The sequence below is a fragment of the Agromyces sp. H66 genome, from assembly GCF_004959775.1.
GTDB lineage: Bacteria > Actinomycetota > Actinomycetes > Actinomycetales > Microbacteriaceae > Agromyces.
Genome location: NZ_SJZG01000004.1, coordinates 131,600 through 151,246 on the forward strand (window position 1 = coordinate 131,600; position 19,647 = coordinate 151,246).

17 protein-coding genes and 1 riboswitch are annotated in these 19,647 nt (G+C 71.0%); of the genes, 10 read left to right on the plus strand and 7 right to left on the minus strand.

Annotated elements, in window-relative coordinates:
- Nucleotides 1-199: 199 nt before the first annotated feature.
- The 5 genes from EZM51_RS08760 to EZM51_RS08780 are packed head-to-tail and all read right to left on the minus strand — an operon-like array spanning nucleotide 200 to nucleotide 5,942.
- Nucleotides 200-1,345: a cysteine desulfurase family protein gene (locus EZM51_RS08760; protein ID WP_136707881.1), complete on the minus strand. Its 1,146-nt coding sequence runs from the start codon at nucleotides 1,343-1,345 to the stop codon at nucleotides 200-202.
- On the minus strand, nucleotides 1,342-2,226 hold the full coding sequence (gene nadC / locus EZM51_RS08765; protein WP_136707882.1) for a carboxylating nicotinate-nucleotide diphosphorylase: 885 nt from the start codon (nucleotides 2,224-2,226) through the stop codon (nucleotides 1,342-1,344). Before nadC ends, EZM51_RS08760 begins: the two co-directional genes overlap by 4 nt.
- On the minus strand, nucleotides 2,226-3,863 hold the full coding sequence (gene nadB / locus EZM51_RS08770; RefSeq protein ID WP_136707883.1) for an L-aspartate oxidase: 1,638 nt from the start codon (nucleotides 3,861-3,863) through the stop codon (nucleotides 2,226-2,228). The genes nadC and nadB overlap by 1 nt, the downstream gene beginning before the upstream one ends.
- A 1-nt stretch (nucleotide 3,864) precedes the next feature.
- On the minus strand, nucleotides 3,865-5,241 hold the full coding sequence (gene nadA / locus EZM51_RS08775; RefSeq protein ID WP_136707884.1) for a quinolinate synthase NadA: 1,377 nt from the start codon (nucleotides 5,239-5,241) through the stop codon (nucleotides 3,865-3,867).
- A complete protein-coding gene (locus EZM51_RS08780; protein WP_136707885.1) occupies nucleotides 5,238-5,942 on the minus strand; it encodes an NUDIX domain-containing protein in 705 nt (234 codons plus the stop codon). Before EZM51_RS08780 ends, nadA begins: the two co-directional genes overlap by 4 nt.
- 290 nt (nucleotides 5,943-6,232) lie before the next feature.
- Nucleotides 6,233-6,339, plus strand: a riboswitch (glycine riboswitch).
- Nucleotides 6,340-6,485: 146 nt separating this feature from the next.
- On the opposite strand from EZM51_RS08780, the gene gcvT reads away from it, so the two are divergent.
- The 5 genes from gcvT (at nucleotide 6,486) to EZM51_RS08805 (ending at nucleotide 12,293) form a co-directional block, all read left to right on the plus strand.
- Nucleotides 6,486-7,673 (plus strand): glycine cleavage system aminomethyltransferase GcvT, encoded by a 1,188-nt coding sequence (gcvT, locus tag EZM51_RS08785; protein ID WP_136707886.1) that lies wholly within the window; start codon nucleotides 6,486-6,488, stop codon nucleotides 7,671-7,673.
- Between the two features lie 14 nt (nucleotides 7,674-7,687).
- Nucleotides 7,688-8,059 (plus strand): glycine cleavage system protein GcvH, encoded by a 372-nt coding sequence (gcvH, locus tag EZM51_RS08790; protein ID WP_136707887.1) that lies wholly within the window; start codon nucleotides 7,688-7,690, stop codon nucleotides 8,057-8,059.
- Between the two features lie 15 nt (nucleotides 8,060-8,074).
- On the plus strand, nucleotides 8,075-10,966 hold the full coding sequence (gene gcvP, locus EZM51_RS08795; protein WP_136707888.1) for an aminomethyl-transferring glycine dehydrogenase: 2,892 nt from the start codon (nucleotides 8,075-8,077) through the stop codon (nucleotides 10,964-10,966).
- Nucleotides 10,967-11,085: 119 nt separating this feature from the next.
- Nucleotides 11,086-11,592, plus strand: a complete 507-nt coding sequence (locus EZM51_RS08800) for a sigma-70 family RNA polymerase sigma factor (RefSeq protein WP_136707889.1) — start codon at nucleotides 11,086-11,088, stop codon at nucleotides 11,590-11,592.
- Nucleotides 11,589-12,293, plus strand: coding sequence for a zf-HC2 domain-containing protein (locus EZM51_RS08805; protein WP_136707890.1), 705 nt, complete (start codon nucleotides 11,589-11,591; stop codon nucleotides 12,291-12,293). Before EZM51_RS08800 ends, EZM51_RS08805 begins: the two co-directional genes overlap by 4 nt.
- Nucleotides 12,294-12,324: 31 nt before the next feature.
- On the opposite strand, the gene EZM51_RS08810 is transcribed toward EZM51_RS08805, so the two are convergent.
- Nucleotides 12,325-12,522, minus strand: coding sequence for a hypothetical protein (locus EZM51_RS08810; protein WP_136707891.1), 198 nt, complete (start codon nucleotides 12,520-12,522; stop codon nucleotides 12,325-12,327).
- Nucleotides 12,523-12,663: 141 nt separating this feature from the next.
- On the opposite strand from EZM51_RS08810, the gene EZM51_RS08815 reads away from it, so the two are divergent.
- The gene (locus tag EZM51_RS08815; protein ID WP_136707892.1) at nucleotides 12,664-13,110 is read left to right on the plus strand and encodes a hypothetical protein; all 447 of its coding nucleotides are present in this window, start codon (nucleotides 12,664-12,666) and stop codon (nucleotides 13,108-13,110) included.
- Here the strand turns inward: EZM51_RS08815 and EZM51_RS08820 are convergent.
- Nucleotides 13,056-13,820 carry a CPBP family intramembrane glutamic endopeptidase gene (locus EZM51_RS08820; RefSeq protein ID WP_136707893.1) on the minus strand — a complete coding sequence of 255 codons (765 nt, stop codon included), beginning with the start codon at nucleotides 13,818-13,820 and terminating at the stop codon, nucleotides 13,056-13,058. The two genes, EZM51_RS08815 and EZM51_RS08820, sit on opposite strands and share 55 nt — an antisense overlap.
- 205 nt (nucleotides 13,821-14,025) lie before the next feature.
- On the opposite strand from EZM51_RS08820, the gene EZM51_RS08825 reads away from it, so the two are divergent.
- The 4 genes from EZM51_RS08825 to EZM51_RS08840 all read left to right on the plus strand — a co-directional run bounded on the left by EZM51_RS08825 (nucleotide 14,026) and on the right by EZM51_RS08840 (nucleotide 19,476).
- Nucleotides 14,026-15,645, plus strand: a complete 1,620-nt coding sequence (locus tag EZM51_RS08825) for an ABC transporter substrate-binding protein (RefSeq protein WP_136707894.1) — start codon at nucleotides 14,026-14,028, stop codon at nucleotides 15,643-15,645.
- A 186-nt stretch (nucleotides 15,646-15,831) separates the two neighbouring features.
- Nucleotides 15,832-16,761, plus strand: coding sequence for an ABC transporter permease (locus EZM51_RS08830; RefSeq protein ID WP_136707895.1), 930 nt, complete (start codon nucleotides 15,832-15,834; stop codon nucleotides 16,759-16,761).
- Nucleotides 16,751-17,710, plus strand: coding sequence for an ABC transporter permease (locus EZM51_RS08835; RefSeq protein ID WP_136707896.1), 960 nt, complete (start codon nucleotides 16,751-16,753; stop codon nucleotides 17,708-17,710). Before EZM51_RS08830 ends, EZM51_RS08835 begins: the two co-directional genes overlap by 11 nt.
- The gene (locus EZM51_RS08840) at nucleotides 17,707-19,476 is read left to right on the plus strand and encodes an ABC transporter ATP-binding protein (RefSeq protein WP_136707897.1); all 1,770 of its coding nucleotides are present in this window, start codon (nucleotides 17,707-17,709) and stop codon (nucleotides 19,474-19,476) included. The genes EZM51_RS08835 and EZM51_RS08840 overlap by 4 nt, the downstream gene beginning before the upstream one ends.
- Nucleotides 19,477-19,647 lie beyond the last annotated feature (171 nt).

Below are 19,647 nucleotides of genomic sequence, written 5' to 3' on the forward strand. Positions count from 1 at the left end.
GAGATCGGCGCAGGAGGCGCCGGAGAAGAGCGTCGAACAATCGAACAAGGGGGACAACCGGGCGCGGACGACGTGCTATTCCCAGATCGGCGGATGAATCGGAACGTATGGAAATGCGTCGTGGCCGGGAGCCGGTGTCGCGGACGAGGCTACGGAGCGGCGATCGGCTCGTCGTCGGCCGGAATGGCGGTGAAAACGGTCATGGTGCGACGATATCCCGCACCACTGACACGGCACGGGCCACGGATGCCGCGGCCTCGTCGATCTCGTCGGCCGTCGTCCCGGCGCCGAGGGTGAACCGCACGGCCGTCTGCGCGATCTCGCCGGAGATCCCGATGGCGGTGAGCACGTGCGACGGCTCGTCGCTGCCCGCCGCGCACGCGGATCCGCTCGAGCAGACGACGCCCTGCCGTTCGAGCTCGAGCAGCACGGCTTCGCCGCTCGTGCCGGGGAAGACGAAGGAGACGGTGCCGGGCAGCCGCCGCACCGGGTCTCCCGTGAGCCGGGCCCAGGGCACGTCGGCGGTGACGCGCGCCACGAGCTCGGCGGCGAGGGCGGCGACGCGAGCCGCGGCATCGGGTCGCTCGGCCTCGGCGAGGCGCAGGGCCGTCGCGAACGCGACCGCACCGGCGACGTTCTCGGTGCCCGATCGGCGGCCGCGCTCCTGGCCGCCGCCGTGCAGCACCGGCTCGAGCGCGATGCGGCCGCGCACGATGAGCGCGCCCGTGCCCTTCGGTGCGCCGACCTTGTGGCCGGCGAGCGACATCGCGTCGGCCCCGAGCGCGTCGAGCGAGAGCGGGAGCCAGCCCGCCGCCTGCACGGCGTCGGTGTGCATCGCTGCACCCGACGCGTGGGCGATCGCCGCGAGCTCGGGGATGGGCTGCACGGTGCCGATCTCGTTGTTGGCGAGCTGCACCGACACGAGCGTCGTGTCGGGACGGATGACCCGGGCGAGCGCCTCCGGGAGCACGAGCCCGTGCTCGTCGACGTCGACGAACGAGACCTCGAATCCGTGCACGCGCGCCAGGTGATCGGCCGACTCGAGCACGGCCTCGTGCTCGATCGGCGAGACCACGACGTGCCGTCCGCGCGGGTTCGCGAGCGCGATCCCCTTGATCGCGAGGTTGTCGGCCTCGGTGCCGCCGCTCGTGAACACCACGTCTCCGGGGCGGCATCCGATGACCGCGGCCACTTCAGCGCGGGCCCCGGCGAGCGCGCGCGCCGCCTCGTCGCCGAGCCCGTGGTGGCTCGACGGGTTGCCGAACGCATTCGTGAGGAACGGCCACATCGCCTCGAGCGCCTCCCGTCGCACGGGAGTCGTCGCGGCGTGGTCGAGGAAGATCACCCGCCGACCTCCGCGTGCGACGTCGGCGCCTCGATCACCACGTCGAGGCCCAGGTCGAGCGCTCGGGCGGAGTGGGTGAGCGCACCGACCGAGATCACGTCGACGCCGGTGGCGGCGATCGCGCCGACCGTCTCGAGCGAGACGCCGCCGGATGCCTCCACCACCGCCCGTCCGGCGATCTGCGAGACCCCCGCCCGCAGGTCGTCGAGGCTGAAGTTGTCGAGCATGATCGTGTCCGCTCCGCCGGCCAGCACGGCGTCGAGCTGGTCGAGCCGGTCGACCTCGACCTCGAGGTGGGCGGTATGCGGCATCCGTTCGCGTGCCTCGCGGAGCGCCGTCGCGAGGTCGCGACCGCCCGCGGTGAGCACGGCGAGGTGGTTGTCCTTCGCCATGATCGCGTCGGAGAGCGATCGGCGGTGGTTGCGGCCGCCGCCGTCGCGCACGGCCTGGCGCTCGAGGCTGCGCAGGCCGGGCGTCGTCTTGCGGGTGTCGACGATGCGTGCGCCCGTGCCCGCGACCGCGTCGACGTAGCGCGCGGTGAGGGTCGCGATGCCCGACATGCGCTGCAGCAGGTTGAGCGCGACGCGCTCGGCGGTGAGGATGCCGCGGGCCGGCCCCTGCACGCGGGCGAGCACGTCGCCCGCCGCGAACCGGTCGCCGTCGGCGGCGAGCCGTTGCACCTGGGTGCGCGGGTCGACGATGCGGAACGCGGCGGCGAACACCTCGAGGCCGCTCACGACGCCAGGCTCGCGCGCGACGAGCTCGGCGGTCGCCGTCGCGGCCTCCGGGATGAGCGTCTCGCTCGTGAGGTCGCCCCAGGGGGCGTCCTCGTCGAGGGCGGCGCCGACGATGCGGTCGATCTCGCGGGTCGGGGTGGTCATCAGGCGGCCTCCTTCGTCGCGCCGGGAGCCACGAACTCGAGCGCGGCGTCGGGCGTCGGGTCGTCGGTGCGGAAGTGGGCGCCGCGGCTCTCGGTGCGCGCGAGCGCGGCCGCCACCGTGAGGTGGGCGAGGTCGAGCAGGTTCCGGTCCTCCGCGCTGCGGCGGTCGCGCACCTCGGGCGCGCGCCAGGTCGCGAGCCGAGCGGATGCCGCGGCGAGGCCCTCCGCGTCGCGCTCGAGCCCGACGTGCTCCCACATGAGCCGCTGCAGCCGGCCGCGGTCGACGACCGTGGGTCGAGGATGGCGCGCAGCGCCGGTCTCGATACCGGCTCCCGAGCCCGTGCCCGCGCCCGTGCCCGTGCCCGTGCCCGTGCTGCTCGATTCTGCGGATATACGATCCGACACCCCGCGGATCCGGCCTCCCGCACCGGCGCGCCCGATCGTATATCCGCCATTTCGTGCGCGAGCCGGCGCCGGGGATGCCAGCGCACGCGCCGCCCGGTCGGCGAACACCGCCGCCTCGAGCAGCGAGTTCGATGCAAGCCGGTTCGCGCCGTGCACGCCGGTGCGGGCCGTCTCACCGACCGCGAAGAGCCCGGGCAGCGTCGTGCGTCCGTCGAGGTCGGTGACCACGCCGCCCATCGTGTAGTGCGCCGCGGGCGTGATCGGCACGGGCTCGGCCGACCAGTCGAATCCTGCCTCGCGGACCGCCGCGTCGAGGCTCGGGAAGCGCTGCGCCAGGAACTCGGCCCCGAGCGCGGTCGCGTCGAGGAACACCGGCTCGCCGCCCTGCTCGGCCATCCGCCGCCAGACGGCGCGTGCCACGACGTCGCGCGGCGCGAGCTCACCGCGCGGATCCACCTCGAGCATGAAGCGCTCCCCGTCGCGGTCGACGAGCAGGGCGCCCTCGCCGCGCACCGCCTCCGAGATGAGCGGCGTGCCGGGCGCATCCAGCGCAGTCGGGTGGAACTGCACGAACTCGAGGTCCGCCACGGCCGCACCCGCGCGCCACGCGGCCGCGACGCCGTCGCCGGTCGCGACGTCGGGATTCGTCGTGTGCCGGTAGAGGCGTCCGCTGCCGCCGGTCGCGAGCACGACGGCGTCGGCGTGTCGCTCGGTGACGGCTCCGGATGCCGTGAGCAGGCGTACTCCGACGACGCATCCCCCCTCGACCACGAGGTCGGCGAGCATCGTCTCCTCGTCGATACGCACGGCGCGGCGTCGCACGGTGGCCACGAGCGCGGCTTCGATCGCGGCGCCCGTCGCATCGCCGCCCGCGTGCAGGATGCGTGCGCGCGAGTGCGCCGCCTCGAGCCCGCGCTCGAGCCCGGACTCGTCGCGGTCGAACTCCACGCCGAACCGGATGAGGTCGCGCACGCGAGCGGGGCCCTCGTCGACGAGCACCCGCACGGCCTCGGGGTCGGCGAGCCCGGCCCCTGCGGCGATGGTGTCGTCGTAGTGCCGCTCGACGGAGTCGTCGGGGAAGAGCGCCGCGGCGATGCCGCCCTGCGCGTGCCGCGTGTTGCCGTCGGCGAGCACCGTCTTCGTGACGAGCTCGACCGTGTGCCCGGCGTCGGCGGCCTTCACCGCCGTCCAGAGCCCGGCGATCCCGCCGCCGACGACGAGGACGTGCGCCATGTCAGGCCGCCTTGGTCGAGCCCGCCGCAGCGGGCGCGGCCGGCGCGGCGGGCGCGGCCGGCACGGCGGCCGGCGGCCTCGCCGCGAGCATCCGCTCGAGAGCGAGGCGCGCCGGGTCGGCCACCTCGTCGGCCACGGTGATGCGGTTCACGACGCGACCGGCGACGAGCTCCTCGAGCACCCACGCGAGGTATCCGGGGTGGATCCGGTACATCGTCGAGCACGGGCACACCACCGGGTCGAGGCAGAAGATCGTGTGCTCGGGGTGCTCGGCGGCGAGGCGCTGCACGAGGTTGATCTCGGTGCCGATCGCGAAGGTCGAGCCCGCGGGGGCCGCCTGGATGGCCTTCACGATGAAATCGGTCGAGCCCGAGGCATCCGCTGCGTCGACGACCGGCATGGGGCACTCGGGGTGCACGATCACCTGCACGTCGGGGTGCTGCGCACGCGCGGCCGCGATCTGGTCGACCGTGAAGCGCTTGTGCACCGAGCAGAAGCCGTGCCACAGGATGACCCGGGCGTCGGCGAGCTCGTCGATCGTGTTGCCGCCGAGGGGCTTGCGCGGATTCCACATCGGCATCTGCTCGAGCGGCACGCCCATGGCCTTCGCGGTGTTGCGGCCGAGGTGCTGGTCGGGGAAGAACAGCACGCGCTCGCCGCGCTCGAACGCCCACTCGAGCACGGTCTTCGCGTTCGACGACGTGCAGACGATGCCGCCGTGGCGGCCGACGAAGCCCTTGAGGGCGGCCGACGAGTTCATGTACGTGACCGGGATCACCGGAACGCGGCCGTCGGGGCCGGGCGCCGACAGGTCGCCGTAGACCTCCTCGAGCTGTTCCCATGCCTCCTCGACGCTCGACTCGTCGGCCATGTCGGCCATCGAGCAGCCCGCGGCGAGGTTCGGCAGGATCACGGCCTGCTCGGGACGCGACAGCAGGTCGGCGGTCTCGGCCATGAAGTGCACGCCGCAGAACACGATGGCCTCGGCATCGGGTCGCCCCTTCGCGGCGTTCGCGAGCTGGAACGAGTCGCCAGTGAAGTCGGCGTGCTCGATGACCTCGTCGCGCTGGTAGAAGTGGCCGAGCACGACGACCCGGTCGCCGAGCGTCGCCTTCGCGGCGCGGATGCGCGCGTGCAGTTCCTCATCGGTCGCGGTGCGGTACTCCTCGGGCAGTGCGCCCTGTCGCGGCGACCCCGTGGGGATCACGTCGCCCATCGAGGAACCCGGTCCGTAGCCCGCGGGCCCCGCGTCGAACTCCCACGGACCCTTCGCGAGGTCGGGCGAGCAGGTGCTGCCGCCCGCGGCGCCCGCGGTGATCAGCTGGATGGTGCGATCGACGGATGCCGCGGCGCGGGTCGGGATCGTGGGGGTGCTCATGACGCTGGCCTCTCTCTCATGAACGGTTCGCGGGACTCGGCCGTCACGGCGGAGGTGTCGTAGCGGTAGAGCTTGGGGGGCCGGTGGGGTGCCCCGGCGAGGCGCTCGCCGGTCTCGCGCAGGCGACCCGACGCGATCATCTGGCGCCGGAAGTTCGCCGGGTCGAGGGCGCGCTGCAGCACCGCCTCGTACACCTCGCGGAGCTCGGCGAGCGTGAACGTCTCGCCGAGGAACGCGTGCGCGATCTCGGCGTACTCCACCTTGTTGCGCAGCCGCCACAGGGCGTACTCGACGATGCGGTTGTGGTCGAACGCGAGCGCGGGCAGCGTGTCGGCGGGCACCCAGCGCACGTTGGGTCCCGCGGTCGCGCGGGCGGCCTCGTCGCTCTGCACGAGCGCCCAGTACACGACCGAGACGACCCGCGCGCCGGGGGAGCGGTCGACCTGGCCGAACGTGTAGAGCTGCTCGAGGTACTTCGGCGCGAGCCCGGTGGTGGATCGCAGCGTGCGGGCGGCGGCGACCTCGAGCTCTTCGTTCGGCGGCAGCCAGCCGCCGGGGAGCGCCCAGGATCCGCGCTGCGGCTCGCGGGTGCGGCGCACGAGCGGCGTCCAGAGCACCGGGCGGCCCGTGTGGTCGGGGCGGAGGGCGAAGATCACGGTGGACACGGCGAGGCGCGTCGGGAGGTCGCTGGGCTGCGGCATCCGATCTCACCTCCGGTGCGTGCTGGGCGATCCGCTTAGAGTCAGGATGACTCGAAGTGTGCTGGGCTCAGCTTACAGTCGCGGTGACCAGAACACCAAAACGCGTGACGCGCTGCGGCTGCGGTCGCCGGATGTCGCGGCCGCACGTTCGAAGACGTCGCAGTCGTGCACCCGCCTTCCGTCGAGGGCGGATGCCACGGCGGCAGAACGCGGATTGCAGGCCGGCTGCATTGCACGCGCCGGCACCCCGGGTCGGCTAGGATCGGCCCTACAACCTCACACCGGGCCATCGACGCGTCGCGGGAGAGCCGGGAGTACTGCTCACGCAGCACGAGCCGGCACCGAAGGAGCAAGCCTCCCCGCCAATCTCTCAGGTCAACTACACCGCGATGACGAGGCCGCTCTGGAAAGCGGATCGGGCATTCCCGCCCACATCCCGCCGACGGTGAAAGCGCGAGCGATCGCGTGAATCTCTCAGGCCCACGACAGAGGGGGAGTTCCCAGCGGCATCCGCCGACCGCCCACGCGACTCTGGAGAACTCCGTGACCGATTCCGGCACCACCGCCCCCGGCACCGCCGAACCCGCCACCGAGCGGCGCAGCCCGCTCGACGCCGTGCATCGCGCCGCGGGCGCGAGCTTCACCGACTTCGCCGGGTGGCAGATGCCGGTCCGCTACTCGAGCGACCTCGCCGAGCACCACGCAGTGCGCACGCACTCCGGCATCTTCGACCTCTCGCACATGGGCGAGATCGTGCTGCTCGGTCCGGGTTCGGCGGCCGCACTCGACCACGCGCTCGCCGGACGCCTCTCGGCCATCGCGATCGGGCAGGCGAAGTACTCGCTGCTCCTCGCGGAGGACGGCGGCATCATCGACGACCTCGTCGTCTACCGCACGGGCGAGGACCGCTTCATGGTGGTCGCGAACGCCGCGAACGCGGGGATGGTCGCCGAGGAGCTCCGCGCCCGTGCCGCCGGGTTCGACACGTTCGTCTCCGACGAGAGCGACGACATCGCGCTGATCGCGCTCCAGGGCCCCGACGCACGCGCGGTCATCCTCGAGACGCCGGGCTTCGGCGTCGACGGGCCCGGCAACGACGCCGAGGACTTCGACGCGAGCCTCGACGCCCTCAAGTACTACCGCGCGTTCCCCGCCACGTTCGAGGGCGAGCCCGTGCTCGTCGCGCGCACCGGGTACACGGGGGAGGACGGCTTCGAGCTCTACCTCGCCCCCGACCGCGCCCCCCGACTCTGGGAGGCGCTCCGCGAGACCGGCGGCCCGCGCGTCACGCCCTGCGGGCTCGCGAGCCGCGACACGCTGCGCCTCGAGGCGGGCATGCCGCTCTACGGCCACGAGCTCAGCCGCGACATCCTGCCCGTGCAGGCCGGACTCGGCCGCGTCGTCGCCCTCGACAAGGTGGGCGACTTCGTCGGTCGCGCCGCCGTCGAACGAGGACCGGCGGCGGATGCCCCGGTGCTGGTCGGCCTCACCGCCGAGGGCCGGCGCGCACCACGCGCCGGCTACGCGGTGTTCGACGGCGAGGGCGACGACGCCCGCGAGGTCGGCGAGATCACGAGCGGCGCGCTCTCGCCGACGCTCGGCCACCCCGTGGCGATGGCGTTCGTCGCCCCGGATGCCGCGGAGCCCGGCCGCGGGCTGTACGTCGACGTCCGCGGCACGCGCGTCGCGGCATCCGTCGTCACGCCACCGTTCTACCAGCGCACCAAGTGACCAAGGAGAGAAGCATGACCGACCAGACCGCCCTGCAGTACACCGAGGAACACGAGTGGGTGCGCCAGGACGGTGACACCGTCACCGTCGGCATCACCGACTACGCCGCCGAGAAGCTCGGCGACGTCGTCTACGTGGACCTGCCCGCCGCCGGTACCGCGATCACCGCGGGCAGCGTCGTCGGCGAGATCGAGTCGACGAAGTCGGTCGGCGAGCTCTTCGCGCCCGTCGACGGCGAGGTCGTCGAGGCGAACCAGGCCGTGATCGACTCGCCCGAGCTCGTGAACAGCGACCCGTTCGGCGAGGGCTGGCTCATCAAGGTGACCGCCGCCTCGCTGCCGAAGCTCCTCAGCCACGACGAGTACCGCGCCCTCACCGGCGAATAAGGAAGCCGCACGCACATGACCAGCACCTCCCCGGCCTTCGACGTCGACGCCTTCGGGCGTCGTCACATCGGCACGACCCCGCGCGACCACGAGTGGATGCTCGCGGCGCTCGGCTACGACTCGCTCGACGCCCTCCTGAAGGCAGCCGTGCCGACGGCGATCCGCATGGGCGAGGTCTTCGACTCGGCGATCCCGGCCGCGGCGACCGAGCGCGAGGCGCTCGCCGAGCTGCGCGCGCTCGCCGACGCGAACACCGTGCGCACGTCGATGATCGGCCTGGGATACTCGGGCACGATCACGCCCGCGGTGATCCAGCGGAACGTGCTCGAGAACCCGAGCTGGTACACGGCGTACACGCCGTACCAGCCCGAGATCTCGCAGGGCCGGCTCGAAGCGCTCATCAACTTCCAGACGATGGTCGCCGACCTCACGGGCCTCGACACGGCGAACTCGTCGATGCTCGACGAGGGCACCGCGGTCGTCGAGGGGATGCTCCTTGCCCGCCGTGCCTCGAAGTCGCCGTCGAACCGCTTCGTGGTCGACGCCGACGCGCTGCCGCAGACGCTCGCGCTCCTCGAGTCGCGCGCGCACGCGGTGGGCATCGAGCTCGTGGTCGCCGGACTCGACGAGACGACGGATGTCACCGCCCTCGGCGAGCACTTCGGCCTCTTCGTGCAGTACCCGGGTGCATCGGGCCGCGTGTGGAACCCGGCATCCGTCATCGCCGCGTCGAAGGAGCAGGGCGCGCTCGCGGTCGTCGCGGCCGACCTGCTCGCGATGGCGCTCATCACGAGTCCGGGGGAGCTGGGGGCGGATGTCGCGGTCGGCACGTCGCAGCGATTCGGCGTGCCGATGGGCTTCGGCGGCCCGCACGCGGGCTACATGGCCGTGCGCAAGGGCCTCGAGCGTCAGCTCCCCGGCCGCCTCGTCGGCGTGTCGCAGGATGCCGCGGGCCATCCCGCGTACCGGCTCAGCCTGCAGGCGCGCGAGCAGCACATCCGGCGCGAACGGGCGACCTCGAACATCTGCACCGCGCAGGTGCTGCTGGCCGTCATGGCGTCGATGTACGCGGTGTATCACGGGCCCCGGGGCATCCGTCACATCGCCGTGACCACCGCGGCGAAGGCGAAGGCGCTCGCCGGATGGCTCGCCGAGATCGGGCGGGAGCTCGCGCACGACGCGTACTTCGACACCATCCGCCTGCGCGTGCCGGGTGGCGCCGCCGACGTCGTGGCCCGCGCGCGGGAGCTCGGCGTGAACCTGTGGCAGGTCGACGCGGCGACGGTGCAGGTCGCGGTCGACGAGACGACGACGTGGGAGGACCTGCAGGCGGTGGTCCGCGCGTTCGGCGGCGACGACGCGCCGTTCCGCGCGCGCAGCGGGTCGATGCCGAACGCCCTCCCCGACGCCCTGCGGCGCACGAGCGCGTACCTCGAGCACCCCGTGTTCAACACGCACCAGTCCGAGACCCAGATGATGCGCTACCTCAAGCAGCTGGCCGACCGCGACTACGCGCTCGACCGCGGCATGATCCCGCTCGGCTCGTGCACCATGAAGCTCAACGCCGTGACCGAGATGCAGTCGGTGACCTGGCCCGAGTTCGCGAACCTGCATCCGTTCGCGCCCGAGGCCGACGTGGTGGGCACGCTCGGGCTCATCGAGCAGCTCGAGACCTGGCTCGCCGAGGTCACGGGCTACGACACCGTCTCGCTGCAGCCGAACGCCGGCAGCCAGGGCGAGCTCGCGGGCCTCCTCGCGATCCGCGGCTACCATCGCGCGAACGGCGAGGCCGAGCGCAACGTGTGCCTCATCCCGTCGAGCGCGCACGGCACCAACGCGGCATCCGCGGTGCTCGCCGGCATGCGCGTCGTGGTGGTCGCGACCGACGAACTCGGCAACGTCGACCTCGACGACCTGCGCGCGAAGATCGCCGAGCACGCCGACGACCTCGCCGCGCTCATGATCACCTACCCCTCGACGCACGGCGTCTACGAGCACGAGGTGAAGCAGATCACCCAGGCCGTGCACGACGCGGGCGGGCAGGTGTACATCGACGGCGCGAACCTCAACGCGCTGCTCGGGTACGCGCGGTTCGGCGACTTCGGCGGCGACGTGTCGCACCTCAACCTGCACAAGACGTTCTGCATCCCGCACGGCGGTGGCGGCCCGGGCGTCGGCCCGGTGGCGGCGAAGGCGCACCTCGCGCCGTTCCTGCCCGGCCACCCGATGGCGCAGCGCACCGGACATGCCGGCGCCGTGACGCACGATGGCGGCCCCGTGTCGGCGGCGCCGTACGGCAGCCCGTCGATCCTGCCGATCTCGTGGGCGTACGTGCGCATGATGGGCGCCGAGGGGCTCAAGCAGGCCACGGCCGCCGCCGTGCTCGCGGCGAACTACGTCGCGGCGCGCCTGCGCGACCACTTCGCGGTGCTCTACACGGGCGAGAACGGACTCGTGGCGCACGAGTGCATCCTCGACCTGCGCCCGCTCACTGCCGAGACCGGTGTCACGGTCGATGATGTGGCCAAGCGCCTCATCGACTACGGCTTCCACGCGCCGACGATGTCGTTCCCGGTCGCGGGCACGCTCATGGTCGAGCCGACCGAGTCGGAGGACCTCGCCGAGCTCGACCGGTTCGTCGAGGCGATGATCCAGATCAAGGCCGAGGCGGATGCCGTGGGCCGCGGCGAGTGGCCCGCCGACGACAACCCGCTGCGGAACGCCCCGCACACGGCCGAGTCGGTCGTGGCGGGGGAGTGGACCCACCCGTACACGCGGGAGCAGGCGGTGTACCCCGTGCACTCGCTCGTGCGCGACAAGTACTGGGCGCCGGTACGACGCATCGACCAGGCCTACGGCGATCGCAACCTCGTGTGCGCCTGCCCGCCGATCGAGGCCTTCGCCTAGCGGCGAGGCGCGCGAGTGGGCGCGGCCACGGCGTGCACAGCGGCGGAGGCGGGCCCGCGATCGCGACCGTCGGTGAACCGGATGCCCGGCCGTCTCGTTGTGAAGGCAGGAGGTGACGGATGCCGCCGGATGACGACCGCCGACTGGTCGCGCTCTACGACGCCCACGCGCCGAGCGTGTGGCGCTACGTCGTGCACCTCACGGGAGACCCTTCGGGAGCCGACGACATCGTGCAGGAGACGCTGCTGCGCGCGTGGCGGAGCCCGCGCATCCTCGCCCAGGAGCCGGAGTCGACCAGGGCGTGGATGTTCACCGTGGCGCGGAATCTCGTGATCGACGAAGCGCGCAGCGCCAAGCGCCGCCACGAGATCGGCGTCGCGGAGACGCCCGATCGGGTCACCGCCGACGGCACCGATGCCCTCTTCGAGAGCCTGCTCGTCGAGGAGGCGCTCGCCGGGCTCGACGTCGAGCATCGCGCGGTGATCGTGCACGCGTACTACGGCGGACGCAGCATCGCGGAGGTCGCCCGCCGGCTCGGCATCCCCGAGGGCACGGTGAAGTCCCGGCTGCACTACGGACTGCGAGCGCTGCGGCTCGCCCTGCAGGAGAAAGGGGTGACCCGATGAACGCCGACCACGAACGCTTCGCCGACTGGGACTCGGCGTACGTGCTGGGCGCCCTCTCGCCCGCCGAGCGTCGTGAGTACGAGGGTCACCTGGAGACGTGCGAACGCTGCCGCCGGGCGGTGGAGGAGCTCGCACCGATGCCGGGCCTCCTCGCCCGGCTCACGCCCGCGCGCGCCGAGGCCCTCCTCGACGACGGCGACGGCGGGTCCGCGGCGCCGGCGCCGCGCCCGGAACTGCTCGCGGCGGTCCGGCACGAGGCACGGCGTCGTCGCACCCGTCGCACACGCATGCGGATGGCGGTGGCCGCCGCGGCCGGAGCGGTCGCGCTCACGGCGGTCGCCGTGCCGATCGGGCTCTCGCGCACGCCCCCGGGTCTGGAGGTCGTCGCGTTCGAGACGGTCGCCGAGGTGCCGGTCACGGCCACGGCGGAGCTGGTCCCCGTCGCCTGGGGTACGCGCATCGACCTCGACTGCACCTATGAGTCCGACGGCCCTGCCGACGCGCCCGTCGACGGCTGGCCGTACGCCCTCTACGTCGTCGACCGCGATGGGACGAGCCGAGAGCTCTCGAGCTGGCGCGCGAGTCCCGGAACGACCGCACGGCTCGAGGCGGGCACCGCCGTCGACCTCGACGACATCGCCTCGCTCGAGATCCGGGCGCTCGCGAGCGGCGATGTGCTCCTGGTCGGAACCCCCGACTGAATCCTGCTCTCGCCGACTGATTCCGGGCCGCTCAGGCGCGTGCCGGGGGCGGTGCCGAATGCCGTCCGCGGCCCGGGTACTCGCGGGGTGCGGAGGCCGTGGTCATCGCAGCGCGGCGCGCGGCCACGCGCTGCTCCGCTTCGCGGATCTCGGTCTCGGTGGTCGTGAAGCGACGCTCCGTCGTGCGCGCCGCGAGACCGCCCGCCATGATGGCATGTGCCAGGTCCATGGTTCCGTTCCCCCCTGACCGCGGTGCGGATCGACCGAGGTCGAGTCCATGTTCGCGAGCGCGGCGGCGCGGCGCATCGGGGAGATCCCGCCGAAGCGCTTCGGGAGTACACTGAGATTCTCTCGACTCAGGGGGTGCGGGGTGTCCGTCGATCTCATCGCAACGCTCGCGACCGTCGCGTTCGTGGGGCTCTTCGTGGGCACCTCGGTGCTCGCCACGCGGGGTCTCGGGCTCGAACAGCGCGCGGGTCTCCTCGAACGCCGGGACCCCGGTACCGCGGCCGCACTGCGCCGTGCGGGCTCGGTCGCCGATCTCGCGAGCGGGTCGGTCTTCGGCAGTGAGGGCTTCTCGGCCGTGTGCACGCCGAGCCGCCGCAGCTGGCACGAGATGGCGCGCGTGCGGGCGACCGACTCCGACCTTCGAGTCGAGCCGCCCGAGGAGGCCCTGCCCGCGATGCCCGCGACGGTCGTCGCGCTCGGAAGCAGCGAGCACGTGCCGCCGGCGGGTCGGCCGAGGCATCCGCGTCGCGTCCCTCAGTCGGCGGGCGGCACGAAGAGCTCGGGCCACCAGCCGACGGCCAGCGGGTAGCCCACGAACGACACGACGTCGAGCACGAAGTGCGCGATGACCAGCGGCATCGTGCGCCCCCAGCGCTGGTAGCACCAGCCGAACACGACCCCCATCGCGGCGTTGCCGACGAACGGGCCGAAGCCCTGGTACAGGTGATAGGTGCCACGCAGCAGCGCGCTCGAGACGATGGTCGGCCACGGCCCGACGCCGAGCTCCCGGAGCCTCGTGAAGAGGTAGCCCACGGCGATGACCTCCTCGGTGAGCGCCGCCTCGAGGGCGCGGAACACGAGGATGGGCACCGTCCACCAGAACCAGTCCGCCGGAGACGTCTGCACCGCCACCGTGACGCCGAGTGCCCGGCCGATCGCGTAGAGCGCGAGCCCCGGCAGCCCGATGACGGCGACGAGCAGGAGGCCGGATGCCGCGTCCCGACCCGGTCGCGAGAGGTCGAGGCCGATGCGGCGGAACGGGTCGACGCCAGGCCGCCAGAGCAGGTAGACCACGAGCGCGACGGCGAACAGGCCGAAGAACGGGTCGAGGAACTGGTACGTGAAGTCGAGCCACTCCCGCGTGGACCGCGACGGATTCAGGGCCACCGACTGGTCGCCGAGCGCGCGCTCCTCGGTGAGCTTCGCGATGAGCGAGACCACGGCGTAGACGGCGGATGCCCCGAGCGAGAGTCCGAGGACGATCGCGACCTCGACCCTCAGGCGTCGCGCAGTCGACATGCGGATATCCTCGCACGCCGCCCGAGAACGCAAGAATCGTGCGCCGGGAAGACGGAATCCGCGGGACGGCTACCTCCTAGATTGCGCGTCGGTAACGGTTTCCCGGAGCGTTTGCGCCACAGGTGCCCGCTCCATAGTCTCGATCTACCAGCGCTCCAGTGCGGCCAGAAGCCGTGCTGTCGACGCACATCTCACAGGAGGAACATTGAAGATCAGGAGAATTGGCGTTGCCGCCATTGCTCTTGCGGCCGCGGGGGCGCTCACGCTCTCTGGCTGCACCAGCGGCGACGCCGGGTCGACCGGTGAGGCCGGCGACTCGACGGCGGTCATCACCACCAACGGCAGCGAGCCGCAGAACCCGCTGGTCCCGACCAACACCAACGAGGTCGGCGGCGGCAAGATCCTCGACTCGATCTTCGCGGGTCTCATCTTCTACGACGCCGAAGGCGCCCCCGTCAACGACATGGCGGAGTCGATCGAGACCGACGACGCGCAGCACTACACCATCAAGATCAAGCCCGACCAGAAGTTCACGAACGGCGAGCCCGTCGACGCGAACTCGTTCGTCGACGCCTGGAACTACGGCGCGCTCCTCTCGAACGAGCAGCTCTCGAGCTACTTCTTCGAGTCGATCGAGGGCTTCAGCTACGACGAGGACTCGGAGCTCACGGGCCTCGAGGTCGTCGACGACCTGACCTTCGAGGTCACGCTGAAGCAGCCCGAGTCGGACTTCCCGCTGCGGCTCGGCTACTCGGCGTTCTACCCGCTGCCCGCGTCGGCGTTCGACGACATGGCCGCATTCGGCGAGAACCCTGTCGGCAACGGCCCGTACATGCTCGACGGCGAAGGCGCGTGGAAGCACAACGAGCGCATCGACCTGGTCGTGAACCCCGACTACCAGGGTCCGCGCCAGCCCGCGAACGGTGGTCTCTCGATCATCTTCTACGCCACGCAGGAAGCGGCGTACGCCGACCTCCAGGGCGGCAACCTCGACGTGCTCGATGCCATCCCCGACAGCGCGCTCGGCACCTATGAGGACGAGTTCGGCGACCGTGCGGTCAACCAGGGCGCGGCGATCTTCCAGTCGTTCACGATCCCCGAGCGTCTCCCGCACTTCGCCGGCGACGAGGGCAAGCTGCGTCGCGCCGCCATCTCGATGGCGATCGACCGCCAGGAGGTCACCGACGTGATCTTCTCCGGCACCCGCACCCCGGCGCACGACTTCACGTCGCCGGTCATCGCCGGGTACTCCGAGGACATCCCCGGTTCCGAGGTCCTGGAATTCAACCCCGATGAGGCGAAGAAGCTCTGGGCCGAGGCCGACGCCATCTCGCCGTGGACGGGCACGTTCCAGATCGCGTACAACGCCGACGGCGGCCACCAGGGCTGGGTCGACGCGGTCATGAACCAGCTGAAGAACAACCTCGGCATCGACGCGGAGGGTGCCCCGTACCCGACGTTCGCCGAGGTGCGGACGGCGGTCACCGACCGCACGATCCAGACCGCGTTCCGCACCGGTTGGCAGGCGGACTACCCCGCTCTGTTCAACTTCCTCGGGCCGCTCTACGGCACGGGCGCCGGTTCGAACGACGGCGACTACTCGAGTGCCGAGTTCGACGCCCTCATGAAGGAAGGTCTCGCCGAGACCGACCTCGACGCGGCGAACGAGAAGTTCCAGCAGGCGCAGGAGATCCTCTTCGAGGACCTCCCCGCGATCCCGCTGTGGTATGCCACGGTCAACGGCGCGTGGAGCCAGTCGGTCGAGAACGTCGAGTTCGGCTGGAACTCGGTGCCCCTGTACTACCAGGTCACCAAGAGCGAGTAATTCTCGATCAGGACGGCTCGGGGTTTAGACTCTGAGGCGCCCGTGGGGCGGCAGCCGGCTGGCTGCCGCCCCACTCCCACGTATTCCCCGGTGCGAACCCGATCGGCGTAGCATCGTGGGGACGAACTCGCACAACGGTGAGGTTTCTTCAATATGTCAACATTCACGAATCGCGAGGCCTGATCCATGGCCGGCTATATCGTGCGCCGATTGCTGCAGGCGATCCCTGTGCTGCTCGGCACCACATTCCTGATCTACTTCATGGTCTTCGCAATGCCCGGAGACCCGATCGTCGCCCTCTTCGGCGACAAGACGCCGCCCCCGCAGGTGATCGAACAGCTGCGTGCGCGGTACCACCTGGACCAGCCGTTCATCGTCCAGTACTTCATCTTCCTCGGCAACATCTTCAGGGGCGACCTCGGCGTCTCGTTCTCGGGTCAGCCGGTGTCGGAGATCCTCGCAGCGACGTTCCCCGTGACCCTGCGCCTCGCAGCGCTCGCGGTGTTCTTCGAGATGGTCGCGGGCGTCACGATCGGCCTCATCTCGGGGCTGCGCAAGGGCGGCATCTTCGACGCGAGCGCCCTCGTCGTGAGCCTCATCCTGATCTCGCTGCCGATCTTCGTCGTCGCCTTCGTCGCGCAGTTCGTGCTCGGCATCCAGCTCGGATGGTTCCGGACCACCGTCGGTCAGGGAGCGCCGATCCAGGATCTGATCATGCCGGCGATCGTGCTCGCGACCATCAGCTTCGCCCAGATCGTTCGACTGACGAGGGCGTCGGTCATCGACACGGAGGGCCAGGACTTCGTTCGCACCGCCGCGAGCAAGGGCCTGCCCCGCACCCGGATCGTGCCCGTGCACATCCTGCGCAACTCGCTCATCCCGGTGGTCACCTACCTCGCGGTCGACTTCGGGACGCTCATGGTCGGCGCCACCGTCACGGAGGGCATCTTCAACGTCCCCGGTGTGGGACGCACCCTCTACCAGGCCATCATCCGCGGAGAGGGACCCACCGTCGTCTCCTTCGTGACCGTCATGGTGCTGATCTACCTCGTGGTGAACCTGCTGGTGGATCTGCTGTACGCCGTTCTCGACCCGAGGATCCGCTATGCCAAGTAACACGAACACCAGACCCGATCAGCAGCACTACGTCGCGCCGATCGAGGAGACGCCGCTCGTCGCCATCGACTCGGTGAAGGCCGAGGGCAAGCCCACGAATCTCTGGATCGATGCCTGGAACGACGTGCGCAAGCGCCCGATGTTCTGGATCTCCTCGGTGTTGATCCTCCTCGTGGTCATCGTGGCGCTCTTCCCCGGCTGGTTCACGCAGACGCCGCCGAACAACGAGTGCTATCTCGCCAACAGCAATGCCGGTCCGACCGAGGGGCATCCGCTCGGCTACACCAGGCAGGGCTGCGACATCTACTCGCGGATCATCCACGGCACGTCGACCTCGCTTTCGGTCGGCATCATCGTGACGTCGCTGGTCGCCGTGCTCGGCATCCTCTTCGGCGCCTTCGCCGGCTTCTACGGGGGCTGGCTCGACGCGGTGCTGTCGCGCCTCGGCGACATCTTCTTCTCGATCCCCTACATCCTCGCGGCCGTGGTCATCATGTCGGTGTTCTCGCAGTACGCGAACGTGTGGGTGATCTCGCTCGCCATCGGCATCTTCGCGTGGCCGGCCACGGCACGTGTGCTGAGAGCCGAGATCCTCAGGGTGAAGAACTCGGACTTCGTGATGGCGTCGACCGCCCTCGGCGTCTCGCGGTTCCGGATCCTGCTCCGCCACGTGCTCCCCAACTCGATCGCACCGGTCATCGTCATCACGACGATCTCGCTGGCGTCGGCGATCGTGGCCGAGGCGACGCTGTCGTTCCTCGGCGTCGGTCTCCCTTCGAGCACCATGTCATGGGGCAATGACATCAGCCAGGCGCAGACCGACCTCCGGACGGCGCCGCAGACGCTGATCCTCCCCTCGATCGCGCTGTCGGTCACCGTGCTGAGCTTCATCATGCTCGGCGAGGTCGTCCGCGACGCCCTCGACCCGAAGGCGAGGGCCCAGCGATGACCGAGACCGTGAACGGAACCGACGTGCAGCAGACCGCCTTCGACCGCGGCGAGCGTCCGCTGCTCGAGATCAAGGACCTCCAGGTGGGGTTCAACACGCAGGACGGACTCGTCAAGGCCGTCGACGGGGTGAACATCACCCTCTACCGGGGGCAGAGCCTCGCGATCGTGGGCGAGTCGGGGTCCGGCAAGTCGACGACCGCGCACGCGATCATCAACCTGCTCCCCGGCACCGGGCACATCTCGGGCGGCCAGATCCTCCTCGACGGCCAGGACCTCACCACGGCGTCGAAGAAGGACATGGAGGCGATCCGCGGTCGCAAGATCGGCTTCGTGCCCCAGGACCCGATGTCGAACCTGAACCCCGTGTGGTCGATCGGCTTCCAGGTCGAGGAGGCCATCAAGGCCAACGGCATCGCGACCGGCCGGCGGGAGGTCAAGAAGCGAGCCATCGAGGTGCTGAAGCAGGCGGGGCTCCAGGACGCCGACCGGCGGCTCAAGCAGTTCCCGCACCAGTTCTCGGGCGGCATGCGCCAGCGCGTGCTCATCGGCATGGGCCTCGCGGCCGACCCGCAGCTGCTCATCGCCGACGAGCCCACCTCGGCGCTCGACGTCACCGTGCAGCGGGTCATCCTCGACCACCTCGAGTCGCTCACCCGCGAGCTCGGCACGACCCTGCTCTTCATCACGCACGACCTCGGTCTCGCTGCGGAGCGTGCCGAGCAGCTCGTCGTGATGTACAAGGGCAAGGTCGTCGAGTCGGGGCCGTCGGTCGAGATCCTGCAGAATCCGCAGCACCCGTACACGCAGCGGCTCGTGGCCGCGGCGCCGAGCCTCGCCTCGCGCCGCATCCAGGCCACGGGCAGCGTGCACGCCGCGGAGGCCGCCATCTCCGAGGATGCAACCGTGGTGGCGGGCGACGAGATCGACCTCATCGCCACGGCCGAGGCACGCGCCGAGGCGCTCGAGGCCGCGGCATCCGCCCCGCCCGCGATCGTCGTCGAGCACCTCACCAAGGTGTTCAAGATCCGCGGCTCCGGCGACTTCACGGCCGTCGACGACGTCTCGTTCCAGATCCCCAAGGGCACCACGACCGCCCTCGTGGGCGAATCGGGTTCGGGCAAGTCGACCGTCGCGAAGATGCTGCTCAAGCTCGAAGACGCCACGAGCGGCAAGATCGTGGTGGGCGGCAAGGATCTCGCGTCCACGACCGGCCAGGAGCTGTTCCACCTCCGGAGCCGCATGCAGCCGGTCTTCCAGGACCCGTACGGCTCACTGAACCCGCTGCGCAACATCGGCAACACGATCGCGGAGCCGCTGCACACGCACAAGGTCGGCACGAAGGCATCCCGCCGCGAGCGCGTGTTCGAGCTGCTCGACCAGGTGTCGCTGCCGAAGTCGCTCGTGAGCCGGTATCCCAACGAGCTCTCGGGCGGGCAGCGCCAACGCATCGCCATCGCGCGCGCGCTGGCACTGAAGCCCGAGATCGTCGTGCTCGACGAGGCGGTCTCCGCCCTCGACGTGCTCGTGCAGGCGCAGATCCTGCGCCTGCTCGCCGACCTGCAGGCCGAGCTCGGGCTCACCTACCTCTTCATCACCCACGACCTCGCGGTCGTGCGCGTCATCGCCGACCACGTCTGCGTGATGCAGAAGGGGCGCATCGTCGAGGCGGCGACCACCGACGAGGTGTTCGACAACCCGCGCGAGCAGTACACCCGCGACCTGCTCGCAGCCATTCCGGGGGCGGGAATCGAACTCGGCGCGTAGCCGACCGCACCCGCGCGAACGCCCGGCATCCGCTCACCCGGATGCCGGGCGTTCGCCGTTCCCAGCCGGAGCCGTGCCGTGCACGGTAGGCTTGCAGGGCGCGCGCCGTGCACCGGCTTCGTGCGATCCCACCGACCTTCACACCAGCGCTTCCGCGCTGCCGCCGTGTCG

Coding starts and splice junctions, on each gene's coding strand:
- EZM51_RS08840 (WP_136707897.1), top strand. CDS start 17,707: ATGACCGAGACCGTGAACGGAACCGACGTGCAGCAGACCGCCTTCGAC.
- EZM51_RS08805 (WP_136707890.1), top strand. CDS start 11,589: ATGAACGCCGACCACGAACGCTTCGCCGACTGGGACTCGGCGTACGTG.
- EZM51_RS08780 (WP_136707885.1), bottom strand. CDS start 5,942: ATGCCGCAGCCCAGCGACCTCCCGACGCGCCTCGCCGTGTCCACCGTG.
- EZM51_RS08820 (WP_136707893.1), bottom strand. CDS start 13,820: ATGTCGACTGCGCGACGCCTGAGGGTCGAGGTCGCGATCGTCCTCGGA.
- nadC (WP_136707882.1), bottom strand. CDS start 2,226: ATGACCACCCCGACCCGCGAGATCGACCGCATCGTCGGCGCCGCCCTC.
- nadB (WP_136707883.1), bottom strand. CDS start 3,863: ATGGCGCACGTCCTCGTCGTCGGCGGCGGGATCGCCGGGCTCTGGACG.
- EZM51_RS08800 (WP_136707889.1), top strand. CDS start 11,086: ATGCCGCCGGATGACGACCGCCGACTGGTCGCGCTCTACGACGCCCAC.
- gcvH (WP_136707887.1), top strand. CDS start 7,688: ATGACCGACCAGACCGCCCTGCAGTACACCGAGGAACACGAGTGGGTG.
- EZM51_RS08810 (WP_136707891.1), bottom strand. CDS start 12,522: ATGGACCTGGCACATGCCATCATGGCGGGCGGTCTCGCGGCGCGCACG.
- nadA (WP_136707884.1), bottom strand. CDS start 5,241: ATGAGCACCCCCACGATCCCGACCCGCGCCGCGGCATCCGTCGATCGC.
- gcvP (WP_136707888.1), top strand. CDS start 8,075: ATGACCAGCACCTCCCCGGCCTTCGACGTCGACGCCTTCGGGCGTCGT.
- EZM51_RS08830 (WP_136707895.1), top strand. CDS start 15,832: ATGGCCGGCTATATCGTGCGCCGATTGCTGCAGGCGATCCCTGTGCTG.
- EZM51_RS08835 (WP_136707896.1), top strand. CDS start 16,751: ATGCCAAGTAACACGAACACCAGACCCGATCAGCAGCACTACGTCGCG.